Genomic DNA, 14,735 nt, shown 5'->3' with positions numbered 1-14,735 from the left:
GGATCAAACACCTAGGCTGTGTCGCCTCTGATCGAGTCCGACCAGACGGCGGATGCGGCCGATATCGGTGCCGATGAAGGATTGCATGCCGATCGCCACCTGTTCCGGCGCCATGGCGGCGACGAAGCTGCGGAATTCGTCGTCCGACAGCGCTTCGCCGGTCCAATGCACGCGGCAGAATTCTTCCGAGCCGTGGAAATGGCCGGCGCCCTTCAGCACATCATCGACATAGCGGCCGTAGATCATGCATTCGGAGAATCGGCGCGCCGAGCCGATAACCTCGACCCAGTTCCGACCATGAACCTTCTCGATCTGAGCACACATCGCCGTCACGGTCTGCCTGCGCCAGGCAATCAGCGTCGAAATATAGTCGTGGGTCGAAACGTCGGATGGATCGATGCCAAGCGCCGAGCCCGCATTGCGCGACCAGATGCGGTGCTCGTCGTGACCCTCGCTCGACAGCACACCGTCGCGGCGGAACAGCCGCACCTTGCCGTCGCGCCAGAAGGCGTTCAGATCGAACGGTTTGACGAACGCGACGTCGGAATCGCAGAAGACCAGCACGTCTTCCCCCGCATGCGCGGCGATGGCGATGCGACGCAGCTGCTGCACATGCCAGCCGCGCAGCGGCTGGGTCTTGAAACTGAGCCAGAGGCGGCGGCGAAACAGGCTCATCGGATCGTCGAACACGCGCAGCCAGCGCGGCAGCAGGTGGCGTTCGTCGACGACAGTGCGACGGCTGTTTTCCAATTGCCGAAACAGCGCCACGTCGCGATGCTCAACCAGTATGTAGTGATGCGCCACGCCGGAGACATGGCGGTCGAGGGTCTCGCACAGCAGGCGGCAGCGCTCGAAATCCGGCGCATAGCTGGCGGTCACCACCGCCGCTGTCGGCGTCTGCGGCAGGACAGCCGTGTCGGCGGCGGTATCAGGCACGAAGCGGCTGTTCACCGCAACTCTCCGGCAGGCCTGGGTCGATGCGAGAATTTCTGCCTGACGGCACGCCACAGGAACAAGGGATTGCCGACGACGTAACGACGCCACAGCCGGCCCGGCTCGATGCACAGGCGGAACAGCCATTCGAGCCTCAGCTGGCGCATCCACAGCGGCGCCCGCGGCACGGAGCCGGAGAGGAAATCGAGCAGCGCGCCTACGGCGATCGGCAGTGTGCAGTGGCGAGCGTCGATATGACGGGCGATCCACAATTCCTGGCGCGGCACGCCCATGGCGACAAGCAGCACGTCGGGCCGCAACGCCTCGATGCGGTCGATGATCGCCTGCTCTTCGGCGGGCGAGAAATAGCCGTCATGGACGACGACGAATTTGTGCTGCACGGCCAGCGCAGCCAGCTTGATCGACGCCGCCTCGGCGTTGGCGCGGGTGGCGCCAAGTAACCCGACGGTCAGCGGCCTTGCCGATGCCTGCAGAAAGGCAGGAATGAAATCCGTGCCGTTAAGATTGTCCGGGAATGGTGCGCCGTAGAGCAGCTTTGCGGCCAGATCGACGCCGACGCCGTCGGGCAGGATGAGGAAATCGTCGAGCGCTTCGGCAAAGACCGGATCGGTATAGGCGATGTTGGCATTGTGAGCGTTGAGAAAACTGACCTTGGTGAAGCGCCGCTCGGCAATCAGCCGGGCCAGCAGCGCGATCGCGTCATCCCAGCGGATGGCGAGGACCGAAATGCCGAGGATCATCTTCAGCCTATCGAGCCCAAGGGCGGCGCGGGCGGTGTGCATGTTCATGCAAACACCTCCTGCCCGACCGGTCCGAGCCTTTCCAGGCCGAGCCTGATTGCGGCATCGAGCGCCTTCATTTGACTGCGATGGAAGGCGCTGCCGTCGACATCCCTGACATCGGCCGCCGCCGCTTCCAGCGCGCCGGCGAAGGCAGCCGGATCGTCTGTCACCACGCAGTTGACGGGGCGATGGTCGATGCCGCGCAGCGAGCGGCTGGTGGCGACCGACGGCAGGCCGAGCTCGAAGGTTTCGATGGTCTTGAGCTGCACGCCGCTGCCGGCGGTGCTGATCAGCGGGATGACGGCGGCGCCGCGCACGAAAGCCTGCGCGTCGGGCACGCGGCCGACGAATTCGACGCCGGGATGCGCGGAGGTGATGTCGGACGGCATGTTGCCGGCGATCCTGATGCGAAAATTCCGTCTGAGATGTGGCACGACTTTTTCCAGGAACCAGTCGAGGCCGATGCGGTTCGGCTGCCAGGTCCAGGTGCCGATCAGTGCCGCGTCGCAATCGATGCGGCGCGGCTTTACCGGCTTCGGCGCCGTGGCAGTGGTCACCAGCGGCAGCACCGCCGAGCGGTCGTCGGAGGCAACGCCGAGTGCGGCGCGGTCTTCCTCGGCCAGCGTGAAGACGAAGCGGGCCCGGTGGCAGAGCCGCTCTTCCATGGTCTTGAGGAGCCTCGCCTCGCGGGCAAACAGCAGGCGCTGGAAGCGACTGTTTGCAGCGGCCGCATTCTCCCTGGCCGAAGCATGTTCGACATTGTGGGCGACGAAGATCGATGGGCGGTCGGCGAACAGTTTTTCAAAGGCGCCAGCGAACTGCACGGAATTCAGGACATAGCCGTCGAAAGGGCCGGCACGTTCGATGGCGGCGCGGACTTCGCTGTCGGAAACCGCGCGCAGCTTGACGGAAGCGAAGGTGAGTCCTGACAGCATCGCCTTGCCGAGCCAGGCGAGCTTCCGCATCGCCGATGCGCTTTCCGTGCGCACATCGACGGCGCCGAGCACGATGGTGTTTTCGGGGTCGCTTGCCGCCTTGCCCGGCCAGATGAAGCCGATGACGGTGACGTGCACGCCGGCGCGCCGCAAGGCGGCGATGATCGCAGCGTTGGCGATCTCATAGCCCGAAGCGAGTGCGCCGTCGGGCACGATCGATGTGGCGAACAGCAGATGCATCTCACCTATCCAGGCGTCAGCCACTATCAAAGCTGGGTGAACCCTTGATTAAGTCACGCAACGCAACGGATGAAAGGCACCGATCAGCAGGCTCGCTGCGAAAGGTGATTAACGAAACGTTATCATCGCGGTGCTATCGGAAGCCAGATTTAATACATGCGGCTGGAGCGGATGATCCCTTTGCCATCGGATGGTTCGGTATCGATCGCGGGACGCTCTCCGGGGCTCGCCGCCGACACCATCGAAGCCGTCGTCACGCTGCCGACCTTCAAGCGGCCGCAACTGCTCCTGGAAACGCTGGCGTCGCTCAAGGCGCAAACGACTGCCAGGCGTTTTGCCGTCATCGTCATCGAGAACGAAGCCGATGCGCGTGAAGGCGCCAAGGCGGCAGTGCCGCTGTTCGAGCGCGGCGATATGACGGGCATGGTCATCATCGCGCATGAACGCGGCAACTGCAGCGCCTACAATGCCGGCTGGCAGACCGCGATCCTGCATTTTCCGGACTTCAGGCATTTGCTGGTCATCGACGATGACGAGATCGCCGACGCCGACTGGCTGGAGCGGATGTGCAATGCGTCGGAGACGCTCGGCGCCGACATTGTCGGCGGGCCGCAAGTACCGGTGTTTGCCGATCCGGCCCATGCAAAATGGGCCGAGCACCCAGTGTTTGCGCCGCCCTATCGCGAAACTGACCGCGTTGCGGCGCTCTATTCCTCGGGCAATCTTCTGGTCGGGCGCAACGTGCTCACCACCATGGGGCCGCCCTTCCTCGACCTCCGCTTCAATTTCATGGGCGGCGGCGATTCCGACTTTCTCAGCCGGTCGGCGCAGAAAGGGTTCGTGCTTGGCTGGTGCGCCGAGGCCAAGGTGCGCGAAGGCGTTCCGGCCAGGCGTGTCGAGGCCGACTGGATCCGCGCCCGATCCTTGCGCAACGGCGTGATCTCGACCCTGGTCGAAAAAAAGAAACGCGCCGGCACGCCGTTGGCCGGGGTTAAGGTTTTTGCTAAAAGCCTGGCGCTTCTTGCCGCCTCGCCGCTGCGCGGTGCAGTCAAGCTGGCGCGAACAGGCTCCCCGTCGACAGCGCTTTATCCCGTCTATGTCGCGCTCGGCCGCGTGCTTGCCGAATTCGGATACGCCAATGAGCAATACAGGCAGCCTGAGAAGAACTGACGAGCTGCTGCTGGGCGGCATTGTCACCCGCGACGGCGTGGCGACGGCGATTGCCGCGCTGTTGTTTGCCGTCATCATCGTGTCGTTCCGGCCGTTTCAGCCGGCAGGTGCGGAACTGACCGGCGACGGAGGCGACATCGTCAACCAGCTCGGCTTCAGTTCGCTCGGCGCCATTTCGATCTTCTCCCTGCTGACGTTCGCCGACCCGAAGGTGATGCGCTCGCTGCTCAGCCCGTCCTGGATCCTGATGCTCGGCTTTTTCATGCTTTCGGTCATCAACGCGACCGACCCGTCCTCGGCCATGCGCGCGGCCTTCTTCACGCTGCTCGGCGTCTTGACGATAGCGACGGTCCTGGTGCTGCCGCGCGACGCGGACAGTTTTTCGAAAGTCATCATCTTCTGCGCGGTCGTCGTTATCGGCCTGTCCTATATCGGCCTCATCGTTTTTCCGCATGAAGCCCTGCACACGGCCGATTCGCAGGAGCCCGAACATGCCGGCCTGTGGCGCGGCGTCTTCGCCCACAAGAACATCGCCGGGCCGATCATGGCCTGCTTCAGTTTTGCCGGTCTCTATCTCTTCCGGCGCGGCCAGAAATTCTGGGGCGTGGCGATCTTCGGCGCGGCGATGGTCTTCATGCTGCACACCGGCTCCAAGACGACGGCGGGTCTGGTGCCGTTCTCGATCCTGATCGTGGTGCTGCCCGGCCTGATCGGCATGCGGTTCGGCACGCCGATCCTGTTTGCGCTGGCGATCATCGCGACGGCGGTCGGCACGCTCGGCATCGTCTTCATCCCGCCGGTCAAGGAGCTGGCGGCGACCTATTTCCCCGACCTCACCTATACCGGGCGCACGACGCTGTGGGAGTTCTCGGGCGAGATGCTGGCGAAGAAGCCATGGACCGGCTACGGCTATGAAAGTTTTTGGGGCACGCCGCTGCTGCTCAGCCAGGACCAGCCTTTCGATCGGCCCTGGGACATCAGGACCATCGTGCACGGCCATGACGGCTATCTCGACATCGCCGTGCTGATGGGCATTCCGGCGCTCTGCGTTGCCGTCTACACCTTCCTGATCGCGCCGCTGCGCGACTACATGCGCATCCCGCCGCGCAAGGAGAACATCTATCTCGGTGATTTCTTCATGATGGTGGTGCTGTTCACGGCGCTGAACGCCTTTCTCGAAAGCTTCTTCTTTCATCGCGGCGACCCGGTCTGGCTGTTCTTCGTGCTCGGCGTGCTTGGCCTGAGGCAAGTGTCGCTGCGGCCGATCGCGGTGCGCCGGCGCTCTTGACCGGCTGGCCTGATCCAGCCAGCCTTGAGGGTCTTCCCCGCCCGTCGGTGAGCGTTTAAGGAGAAGCTTGTCTCGGAGGCTCTCAATGACGATCAGGCTTGTTCTCGCCGGCTGCGGCAATATGGGTTACGCCATGCTGGCGGGCTGGCTGAAATCCGGCAAGCTTGCGCCGCATGCCGTGTTCGTGGTCGAGCCCAATGCCGAGTTGCGCAAGCGCGCCGAGCATCTTGGCTGCGGTGTCGCCGAGGATGCCAACGACATCCCGGCCGATGCTGAGCCCGACCTCGTCGTCATCGCCGTGAAGCCGCAAGTGATCCGCGACGTCACCGCTGCCTACAAGCGTTTCGCCGATGGCAGGACCACCTTCGTCAGCATCGCTGCCGGCACGCCGGTCGCGACGTTCGAGCATATCCTCGGCCATCTCGCGCCGATCATCCGCTGCATGCCGAACACGCCGGCCGCGATCGGCAAAGGCATGATGGTGGTCTATTCCAACCCGCTGGTGACCGACGATGTCAGGCGTTTCGTCGCCGAGCTGCTGTCGGCGAGCGGGGTGGTGACGACGATCGACGATGAAGGCCTGATGGATGCGGTGACGGCGGTTTCGGGTTCCGGTCCGGCCTACATCTTCCACTTCATCGAGGCGCTGACAGTTGCCGCCGAGAAAGCCGGGCTGCCCACCGAGACTGCCAGGCTGCTCGCAATGCAGACCGTCTATGGCGCCGCCGCGCTCGCCGCCGAAAGCGGCGAGGAGCCCGGCCTGCTGCGCCAGCAGGTCACCAGCCCCAACGGCACGACCGCCGCGGCGCTTGCGGTGCTGATGGGCGAAGACCGGCTGACGAAGCTGCTGACCGAGGCGGTGGAAGCGGCGCGGCTGAGGTCGATAGAGCTGGGGAAGTAGACTTCAGCCGCCGTAAAGCATCTCGTCCTGCAGCTTGCGCAGGGCGTACAGCCTTGTCGTCTGGTCGGGCGTGGCATTGTCCGTGGTCAACAATTCGCCCTTCCTGACCGGTTTCAGCACCTTGCCACCCTCGAGCAAGCCGACCGGCACGGCGCGGTGGGCGCGCGCCTCTTCAGCGGTCATGGTCCAGGAACGGTAGCAGGTCTCGCCAATGGCATCGAACGTTTCGCCCACGGCGAGATCGCGCTTGGCGACCGCGCAGACTTCGGCGACCGGCTTCGGCAGCGGCACCATGTCGGGCCGGCCATAGAGCATGATGCGCGCCGCGGTCAGCGGCACTTCCAGCGAGGTCAAATGATAGGGCCGGAAGAAGCTGTAATAGGGACCATGGCCGATATGCAGATCGTCCATGCGCTCGACGATGCGCGGATGCGTCGCCTCGACGATGACGAACACGCCGGGCGCCACGCCCTTGCCGATGGTGTAATCGACCACGCCCTTCTTCGACAGGATGCCGCCATCGGCGCGTGGAATGAGCACCTTTGCCAGCTGGTCGCGGTCGGCTTTGGGGCCGTGCATGCCGGGCACATCGGGCACCAGTCCGGTGGCGTTGGCGATGGCGCACATCTCGACCATGGTTTTCGAGCCGTCGACGAACTCGACCAGCATGCGCGGGTTCATGTTGCGGCGGATCGCTTCCTCGCGATAGTCGTCCGGCACGGCATCGTGGTTGAGCGGGTTGTTCTTGCCCTTGCCAGCCGAGACGATGGTGTAGCCGAGCGCCGAGGCGAACTCGATCAGCTCCATGCAGCTCGACGGCTCGTCGCCGGCGCCGACCGAATAGACGACACCGAGCCGGTCGGCCTGCTGCTTGAGATAACAGCCGATGGTGACATCGGCCTCGACGTTCATCATCACCAGATGCTTGCCATGCTCCATTGCCTTGAGGTCGAAATCTGCGGCGACACCGGGCTTTCCCGTGGCGTCGATGACGACGTCGATCAGCGGATTGGTGACCAGCGTCTCGTTCGAGGTGATGGCGATTTTCCCCGACTCGATCGCGGTGGTGACTTTCGATGCCGTGTCGGCCTCGACCGCCATCGCTTCGTCGCCGTAGGCGATGCGGATGGCGTCACGCGCGGTGTGCGGGCGGCGCGTCGAGATGGCGCAGATCGAAATGCCCGGCATCAGCATGCCTTGCGTGACCAGATCGGTGCCCATTTCGCCGGAGCCGATGACGCCGATGCGCACCGGCTTGCCCTCGGCGGCGCGCCTGGCGAGATCGCGGGCCAGTCCGGTCAGGGCAACATTGGTCATGCAAGCGTGTCCACGGCTTCTTGATTTGCAGGCGGGAATAGCAGGGAACGGCCCTGCTTTGCCAACGAAACCGGCGGACTGCGGCAATTTCTCGAACAATAAGCTTGGCCGGCCAGGTTAACCCGCTCCTGAAGCCGGATGGCCGAGCGTCACTTCAAACCACCCTGATGTAGCTCGTCATGCCTGATTTCTGATGCTCGATGATGTGGCAATGCAGCAGCCAGTCACCGGGATTGTCGGCGACGAATCCGAGCTGCACCTTCTCATTGGGCTGAATGAGATAGGTGTCGGAGATTACCGGCTGCACCTGGCGCGTCGACGACGACAGCACCTTGAAGCTCATGCCGTGCAGATGGATCGGATGCGATTGCGGCGTCAGATTCTCCATGTCGATGACATAGCTTTTGCCAAGCTTCAACTCGGCTAAGGCTGCGGTCGGGTCCGGCGTGTCGCCCGGCCATGGCACCTTGTTGATGGCCCAGAAACTGTAGCCGAGCGAGCCGCATATGCCGTCGCTCGGGACGTTTTCCGCCGTGGCGCTGAGCGAGAGCGCAATGTGTTTCGCGCTGCCGAGATCCACCTCCGCCACGGGGTTGGCTTCCAGCGGCGCGAGGTCGTGCAGGTCCCGCTTGAGCGAGCTGCCGGTGCTGCGCAAGGTGGCGAGCGTCTTGGGCTTGGTGCCCCTGACATCGCCCAGATTGACGATGGCGCCCTCCTGGTCGGGCATGCGAATGGCGAGGTCTATGCGCTGTCCCGGTCCAAACAGCAAGGCATCGGGCGAAAAACGTTGCGGCACCGGATTGCCGTCGAGCGCGATGACCGCGGCCTCGGCGCCCTCGACGCGAAAGGCGTAGATGCGGGTGACGTCGGTGATGGCGACGCGCAGGCGCACCAGCCCGCCGGCCGGCGCGTCGAACTGCGGCTGGTCGACCCAGTTGGCGGTGCGCACCGTGCCATAGGTTCCGGTTTTTGCGGCATCGCGCGGGCGGAACTGCTGGATGAACTGGGCGTCGTCGCCGAGCCGCCAGTCGCGCAGATTGACGACCGCCTCGGCGTCGAATTTCGGATCGTTGGGATTCTCGACCACGATCACGCCGGTCAGGCCGTGGCCCATCTGCTCCAGCGTGTTGCAATGCGGGTGATACCAGAAGGTGCCGGCATCGGGCGGCGTGAAGGCGTAGTCGAAATGATCGCCGGTATAGACGTAGGGCTGAACCAGGAAGGGGACGCCGTCCATCTTGTTTGGAACGCGAATGCCGTGCCAGTGGATGGTCGTCGGATCGTCGATGGCGTTGACGAGACGCGCGGCGAAGGGTTCGCCCTTTTTCATCCTGAGCACCGGAGGCATTCCGGCTTCACCATAAGTCAGCACGTCCCGGGTCTCGCCGACATCCATGAACTTCGCCTGGATTTTTGCCGTCTTGAGCACCACCTGCTCCGGAGCGGCCGCGGCCCAGCCGCCGAGCCTGGCTATCGCCGCAAGACCGACCCCGCCGACGCCGGTTACCGCGGCTGTTTTTAGAAGCCTGCGGCGGGTGAGTACGGTCATCTAGCGCTCCAACTGAACATAGTCGCGCCAGTGTCCTGGATGGTGACGGCAACCGGCGCAAATGCCGATACTGCCACATCGCTTCCCTGTCATGCCATGGGTGATGCGCACGACGCCGGCTGGCTTTCAGCTTGCGAGCGGATACTGTTCAGCATGGCCGCCGGATAATGCAATTCAGGCTTGACGGCTTTCTTAGGGGAGGGTTTGCAATGACAACGGATTACACGCCGAAATTCGACCTTGCCGGCAAAGTGGTGCTGGTCACCGGGGCCTCACGCGGCATTGGCCGCGCCTGTGCGCTGGCCTGCGCCGGCTCCGGCGCCGACATGATCGTGGGCGTGCGCAGCAAGGCCGACGGGGCCGAGCTTGTCGCCGAGATCGAGCGCATCGGCCGGCGAGCGCTTGCCGTGCATATGGATGCGACCGATCTCGCCAGCGTGCGAAAGGCGGTCGCCGAGGCGCATACCGCCTTCGGCCGCATCGACGTTCTGGTCAACAATGTCGGGCTCGGGCCGGAAAACCTGGCCGAGAACGTCACCGAGGAAGATTTCGACCTGACGGTCAACGTCAACCTCAAGGGCACCTTCTTCACCACTCAGGCGGTGGCAAAGCTGATGATTGCGCAGAAAGGTGGGCGCATCATCAACATCAGCTCGCAGGCCGGCACGGTGACGCTGAAGGGCGAGGCCATCTACTGCATGAGCAAGGCGGCGATAAACCATCTGACCCGCTGCCTGGCCGCCGAATGGGCGCAGCACGGAATCGCCGTCAACAGCGTGGCGCCGACCTTCATCTGGACCGATGGCACGCGGCCCTCGCTGGCCGAGCCGGAGTTCCACGCCCATGTGCTCGGCCACATTCCGCTCGGCCGCATCGGCGACCCGATCGACGTTGCCGGAACCGTGGTGTTCCTGGCCTCGCCGGCGGCCTCGCTGATCACCGGCGCCAACATACTGGTCGATGGTGGCTGGTCGGTGGCTTAGAGCGCCCGGCATCCGCGCCGCGGTCAAAAGCGCGGCAGGCGCGCCGGCGGAATGGATGGCGCCATTGGCGACGGCGACCAGGCCGACAGGTGGAAGCGGCCTTCGCTCCGGTGCTATCTCTTCGACATCGTCGAACGCAAAAGCGTCTGCATATGCACCGGAAGGTCAAGTTCGCCGCGGGCCTCTATCTCCAGGAGATATCGAGCCTTGACCAGGCGGTCGCCTTCTCCAGCCGCGGGATAAGCGCAGATGGCCAGCAACGCCTTCTCCTCATCCCGGCTCGCTCTTTCGCGGTCTGAGCGGTCAGCGCGCACGTCGCGAACGACCTTGCCGAAGGCAACGTAAGCTGCCCGGTGGGTTTCGATCAGCCCTTGCAGGTGATTGGACGATTGCTGTTCCTGTGGCGATGGCTTTGCGACGGCGGCTCTCGCCACAATGGTCGACGTGACAACGGCGCCACCCGATTGAAACAGCAAGGCGCGGCGATTGATCCTGGACGTGACACTATCTCCTCTTCACGCAATGGCAGGCGCAACGTGGTGCGGCGAGCACCATCGGCACCGTAACACGACGGTCTGCCCGTTTTTGTCAAGATGGTGAAATGGCCACGCGGCGCTGAGGCCGTTGGGCCGCTCGCCTCTTGCAATGGCCCCCGCGCCACGCGCCGGAGGTTGGAATGCCGGAGGTCGGACATGATCGTCACCTCCGCCTGCGGCCTCGCCGGTGCGGTGTTCTTATTTGATCACGATCGTCGCGTTCGGGATTTTGACGCCGTTGCTGCCTGGGAAGGACGCGCCAAGAAACGCCTTCGAATGGCTTTGCCCGACGCTGTCCGGGCCTTTAATGTTATCCATGACACGAAGCGCGGTATTGTTACGGATATAATGTGGATCGCATCTATTTGACCGAAGATGCGGCCGGCGCCGACGCCAGGCCGTGGCAGAGCATCGCCGACAGCCTTGCCGGCGACTGGACGGTCCGCCGCACAATGATCGATTTCCTTGCCGGTGCGACATACAATTTCACCGGCAACGCCGTGGTGACCGCGGATGCATTCACCGAGCGCGGCATCATGCAAATCGGCGCTCATGCGATGCCGGCGAGCCGGGCCTACCGGCTTGAGCGGGGCGACCGTTCGATCCGGATTCTTCGTGCCGACGGCAGCGACTTCATCGAGCTCGAGCCGAAGGCAACACAGATCGTCCAGCATCATTGCGGCGCCGATGTCTATGCCGGGCGCTTCTTGTTTCGCGGCCCCGACGAATGGGCCGAGGCGTGGCGGGTCAAAGGGCCGCGCAAGAACTACGCGAGCCTCAGCCGGTTTCGTCGCCTAGATGCCGGGGATGTTGAGCGGGCGAAACCTCTTCCAGGTAATTGATAAAGACCCGGACTTTCGCAGGCAGGAATTTCCGACTGAGATAGATTGCGTAGAGGCTGAAGCCGGTCATGCTCCAGCCTTCCAGGATCGGTACCAGCCGGCCTGGATCACGAATGGCTGTTCTGGGACAACCAGGACCTGATGAACCAGCTTGGCCCAGGCAAGTAGATTACGAGGTCATGACCTCGTAGATCGAGCCGGAAAGGCCCCATGCGTCGAGTTGAACGTCCTCAAGAAACCCCGGCTCTGCCGGGGTTTCGCTTAACGGAAAACATACAGGCTTGCCGCCGTTCGGCTTAGCGGTCGGCTTCAACCGTCTGCGCAAGGCAGCACAGCGGCGGTCAGGCCATCTTTGCCATTATCTTGGCCATATCCGCCGCATCGAACGCTCTCAATGTCTGGGTCCTGATGTTGCCTAGCGACGCGATCGATAGGGCCAGTGCGGTCGCAGCAATGTCGTCGTCGGCTTCGGCAATCGCTACGACATCATGTTGACCAAGCGTCCACAACAGGGTGTGAACCTTGATGCCGTTCTTGCTGGCCATCGCCTTGAAGGCCTCAGCACGTTTCTGAGTATCCTTGATGGCCTTGATACCTTGATCTGTGAAATTTGACAGCAATACGTAATAAGCCATTTGTTCCTCCCATGGTGGGAGCGGGCGGGCACTCACGGCGCGTCCGCCGTCTCCCGGAACTACGATAACACGAGTCAGGTGCGCGAACCACTTGCGGCAAGGAAGGCCATGATCACCGTTGGATGGTCGCGACTGCCCCTGGAAGTTTCTTCGGCGCGGCGCGGCGGTCAGCTCGGAGGGGCGTTCAAAGTTGCGTCTTCCCGCCATGGCAGGGCGAAGGTCCTTCAGAATGACCGGCCGAGCGTAGTAGCGGCCGTCGCGGAATAAGAAATACCGATTGGCTCCGGGCCATGACGCTTGCAACCATTTGTTACGAATTTTGCAACAAGACAATGGCCGCAATGCCTTGCAAATCAAGGGCTTCAATGATTTCAAGGAGATAGGCTGGTGCTGCGAGAGAGGATTGAACTCTCGACCTCTCCCTTACCAAGGGAGTGCTCTACCACTGAGCTACCGCAGCCGCTGATGGCGGGGCTTCTGCCATATCGAACCGACAAGCGCAAGGCATCTGTGAAAGGCTTTGCCAGACAAGTTTCGCTGACATGCCGGCGCCACAATGCTAGCTATCCCAGAACGGCAAGCCTGCCAGTCACGGGTGGGACGGGACGATGAACGACAAGACAATTCCACCGAAAAGGGCCGATCCGGAAAAAAAGAGCGGCACGGACCGCAAGGACCGCCTGGCAGAGCAGCTGCGCGCCAATCTCATGAAGCGCAAGGCGCAGGCGCGTTCGCGGCGCGCCGGCGACGCTGGCAAGCAGCGCGCCGGCGATGCCGACCAGCGGCCGGAAGGCCTGGCGGCTGCTGAAAAAATGCACAAGGACTAACCAAAAGCTGCCACACTGGCCCGCCACCTTGGCCAAAGGGGCAGGAAATCCTATTTCTTGAACCAAGCCGGCCAATGGTCTAGACGGGCCGATACTCAAACTGACGAAAACCGGCCTTTCGGGCCGAGGGGACATTCTCTCATGGATCGCATCAGAATTGTCGGCGGCAACAAGCTCGCCGGAAGCATTCCGATTTCGGGCGCGAAAAACGCAGCCCTGCCGCTGATGATCGCGTCGCTGCTGACCGACGACACGCTGACGCTGGAAAATGTGCCGCATCTGGCCGATGTCGAGCAGCTGATCCGCATCCTCGGCAATCACGGCGTCGATTATTCGGTCAACGGCCGCCGCGAAAAGCAGAATGAGGGCTATTCGCGCACCATCAATTTCTCGGCCCGCAACATCGTCGACACGACCGCGCCTTACGAGCTGGTGTCGAAAATGCGGGCGTCGTTCTGGGTGATCGGCCCGCTGCTGGCCCGCATGGGCGAGGCCAAAGTGTCGTTGCCGGGCGGTTGCGCCATCGGCACGCGGCCGGTCGATCTGTTCCTTGAAGGCCTGCAGGCGCTGGGGGCCGACATCGATGTCGACACCGGCTATGTCCTGGCCAAGACCAGGAATGGCCGCCTTGTCGGCAACCGCTATATCTTCCCTAAAGTGTCGGTCGGCGCCACCCATGTGCTGATGATGGCGGCGTCGCTGGCCAAGGGCGAGACGGTGCTGGAAAACGCCGCCTGCGAGCCCGAGATCGTCAACCTCGCCGAATGCCTCAACGCCATGGGCGCCAAGATCTCCGGCGCCGGCACGCCGACCATTACCATCGATGGCGTCGAATCGCTGTCAGGCGCGCGCGTGCGCGTCATCCCCGACCGCATCGAGACCGGCACCTATGCCATGGCCGTGGCCATGACCGGCGGCGACGTGGTGCTGGAAGGCGCGCGCGCCGATCTGTTGCAGACCGCGCTGGACGTGATTGCGCAGACCGGCGCCGAGATCACGCCGACCAATTCCGGCATCCGTGTGCGGCGCAACGGCGCCGGCATTGCGCCGGTCGACGTGACGACGGCGCCCTTCCCGTCCTTCCCGACCGATCTGCAGGCGCAATTCATGGGCCTGATGACCATGGCCAAGGGCAAGTCGCGTATCACCGAGACCATTTTCGAAAACCGCTTCATGCATGTGCAGGAACTGGCCCGCCTCGGCGCCCACATCACGCTGTCGGGCCAGACGGCGATCGTCGACGGCGTCGCCAAGCTGAAGGGCGCGCCTGTCATGGCGACCGATCTGCGCGCGTCGGTGTCGCTGGTCATCGCGGGCCTCGCGGCCGAAGGCGAGACCACGGTCAACCGCGTCTACCACCTCGACCGCGGTTTTGAGCGGCTGGAAGAAAAGCTGTCCAACTGCGGCGCGGTGATCGAGCGGATTTCGGCATAGGCGGCAGGATTCCAGGCGCCAGACAATCGTCGATCTCGGCGCCGCCCCTCATCTGCCTGCCGGCATCTTCTCCCCGTATAGTGACGGGGAGAAGGGGCTGATCGCGATATCGGCTCCTCTCTTGCAACGTAGAAAATTGGCGAAATCCTTCGGATCTGCGTCCTTCTCCCCGTCACTATACGGGGAGAAGTGCCCGGTGTCCGAACCGGATAGATGGGTAACAGAATGGACCGATTAGATGGGTGACAGTTTTCTCCCTCGCCGGGAGGACCGGCGATGGTTTGGCGAGAGACTGGCATCATGGATGAGCGGCTTCGGTTTGTGGTGGGGTGGCTGACCGGC

Annotated in this window: 15 protein-coding genes and 1 tRNA gene; 8 read left to right on the top strand and 8 right to left on the bottom strand. The window is 63.4% G+C overall.

Translation table 11 applies throughout. From position 1 onward, the window contains the following. Positions 1 to 3: 3 nt before the first annotated feature. The 3 genes from AC04SG_RS07915 to AC04SG_RS07905 are packed head-to-tail and all read right to left on the bottom strand — an operon-like array spanning position 4 to position 2,911. Entirely contained in the window at positions 4 to 951 is a 948-nt protein-coding gene (locus AC04SG_RS07915) for a DUF6492 family protein (RefSeq protein ID WP_488550575.1), read from the bottom strand. Next, entirely contained in the window at positions 948 to 1,742 is a 795-nt protein-coding gene (locus AC04SG_RS07910) for a WecB/TagA/CpsF family glycosyltransferase (RefSeq protein ID WP_488550574.1), read from the bottom strand. The genes AC04SG_RS07915 and AC04SG_RS07910 overlap by 4 nt, the downstream gene beginning before the upstream one ends. After that, positions 1,739 to 2,911, bottom strand: a complete 1,173-nt coding sequence (locus tag AC04SG_RS07905; RefSeq protein ID WP_488550573.1) for a glycosyltransferase — start codon at positions 2,909 to 2,911, stop codon at positions 1,739 to 1,741. The genes AC04SG_RS07910 and AC04SG_RS07905 overlap by 4 nt, the downstream gene beginning before the upstream one ends. A gap of 171 nt (positions 2,912 to 3,082) precedes the next feature. On the opposite strand from AC04SG_RS07905, the gene AC04SG_RS07900 reads away from it, so the two are divergent. The 3 genes from AC04SG_RS07900 to proC all read left to right on the top strand — a co-directional run bounded on the left by AC04SG_RS07900 (position 3,083) and on the right by proC (position 6,270). Beyond that, entirely contained in the window at positions 3,083 to 4,081 is a 999-nt protein-coding gene (locus AC04SG_RS07900; RefSeq protein ID WP_488550572.1) for a glycosyltransferase family 2 protein, read from the top strand. Further along, positions 4,050 to 5,369: an O-antigen ligase family protein gene (locus AC04SG_RS07895; RefSeq protein WP_488550571.1), complete on the top strand. Its 1,320-nt coding sequence runs from the start codon at positions 4,050 to 4,052 to the stop codon at positions 5,367 to 5,369. Before AC04SG_RS07900 ends, AC04SG_RS07895 begins: the two co-directional genes overlap by 32 nt. Before the next feature lie 85 nt (positions 5,370 to 5,454). After that, the gene (gene proC, locus AC04SG_RS07890) at positions 5,455 to 6,270 is read left to right on the top strand and encodes a pyrroline-5-carboxylate reductase (RefSeq protein ID WP_488550570.1); all 816 of its coding nucleotides are present in this window, start codon (positions 5,455 to 5,457) and stop codon (positions 6,268 to 6,270) included. A gap of 3 nt (positions 6,271 to 6,273) precedes the next feature. On the opposite strand, the gene AC04SG_RS07885 is transcribed toward proC, so the two are convergent. Next, complete coding sequence (locus AC04SG_RS07885; RefSeq protein WP_477351336.1) at positions 6,274 to 7,587, bottom strand: NAD(P)H-dependent oxidoreductase; 1,314 nt, start codon at positions 7,585 to 7,587, stop codon at positions 6,274 to 6,276. 154 nt (positions 7,588 to 7,741) lie between these two features. Beyond that, positions 7,742 to 9,136 carry a multicopper oxidase family protein gene (locus AC04SG_RS07880; RefSeq protein ID WP_488550569.1) on the bottom strand — a complete coding sequence of 465 codons (1,395 nt, stop codon included), beginning with the start codon at positions 9,134 to 9,136 and terminating at the stop codon, positions 7,742 to 7,744. Between the two features lie 209 nt (positions 9,137 to 9,345). Here AC04SG_RS07880 and AC04SG_RS07875 point away from each other — a divergent pair, with 209 nt between their 5' ends. Continuing rightward, on the top strand, positions 9,346 to 10,119 hold the full coding sequence (locus AC04SG_RS07875) for an SDR family NAD(P)-dependent oxidoreductase (protein WP_488550568.1): 774 nt from the start codon (positions 9,346 to 9,348) through the stop codon (positions 10,117 to 10,119). A 113-nt stretch (positions 10,120 to 10,232) separates the two neighbouring features. Here AC04SG_RS07875 and AC04SG_RS07870 read toward each other — a convergent pair whose 3' ends face one another. Further along, on the bottom strand, positions 10,233 to 10,595 hold the full coding sequence (locus tag AC04SG_RS07870; protein WP_488550567.1) for a hypothetical protein: 363 nt from the start codon (positions 10,593 to 10,595) through the stop codon (positions 10,233 to 10,235). Between the two features lie 216 nt (positions 10,596 to 10,811). On the opposite strand from AC04SG_RS07870, the gene AC04SG_RS07865 reads away from it, so the two are divergent. Both AC04SG_RS07865 and AC04SG_RS07860 read left to right on the top strand, forming a co-directional pair. Further along, a complete protein-coding gene (locus tag AC04SG_RS07865; protein ID WP_488550566.1) occupies positions 10,812 to 11,024 on the top strand; it encodes a hypothetical protein in 213 nt (70 codons plus the stop codon). Further along, entirely contained in the window at positions 11,006 to 11,497 is a 492-nt protein-coding gene (locus AC04SG_RS07860; RefSeq protein WP_488550565.1) for a DUF6314 family protein, read from the top strand. The genes AC04SG_RS07865 and AC04SG_RS07860 overlap by 19 nt, the downstream gene beginning before the upstream one ends. Positions 11,498 to 11,838: 341 nt before the next feature. On the opposite strand, the gene AC04SG_RS07855 is transcribed toward AC04SG_RS07860, so the two are convergent. Next, positions 11,839 to 12,132, bottom strand: a complete 294-nt coding sequence (locus AC04SG_RS07855; RefSeq protein WP_203279851.1) for a GYD domain-containing protein — start codon at positions 12,130 to 12,132, stop codon at positions 11,839 to 11,841. A gap of 385 nt (positions 12,133 to 12,517) precedes the next feature. Then, positions 12,518 to 12,592, bottom strand: a tRNA-Thr gene (locus tag AC04SG_RS07850). A 148-nt stretch (positions 12,593 to 12,740) separates the two neighbouring features. Here AC04SG_RS07850 and AC04SG_RS07845 point away from each other — a divergent pair. After that, complete coding sequence (locus tag AC04SG_RS07845; RefSeq protein WP_488550564.1) at positions 12,741 to 12,959, top strand: hypothetical protein; 219 nt, start codon at positions 12,741 to 12,743, stop codon at positions 12,957 to 12,959. 141 nt (positions 12,960 to 13,100) lie between these two features. Then, a complete protein-coding gene (murA, locus tag AC04SG_RS07840; RefSeq protein WP_488550563.1) occupies positions 13,101 to 14,393 on the top strand; it encodes a UDP-N-acetylglucosamine 1-carboxyvinyltransferase in 1,293 nt (430 codons plus the stop codon). Positions 14,394 to 14,735 lie beyond the last annotated feature (342 nt).

The sequence above is a fragment of the Mesorhizobium sp. CNPSo 4684 genome, assembly GCF_057784315.1.
The sequence above is the reverse complement of the archived record's forward strand: the minus strand, read 5'-3'. Positions and strand labels throughout refer to the sequence as shown.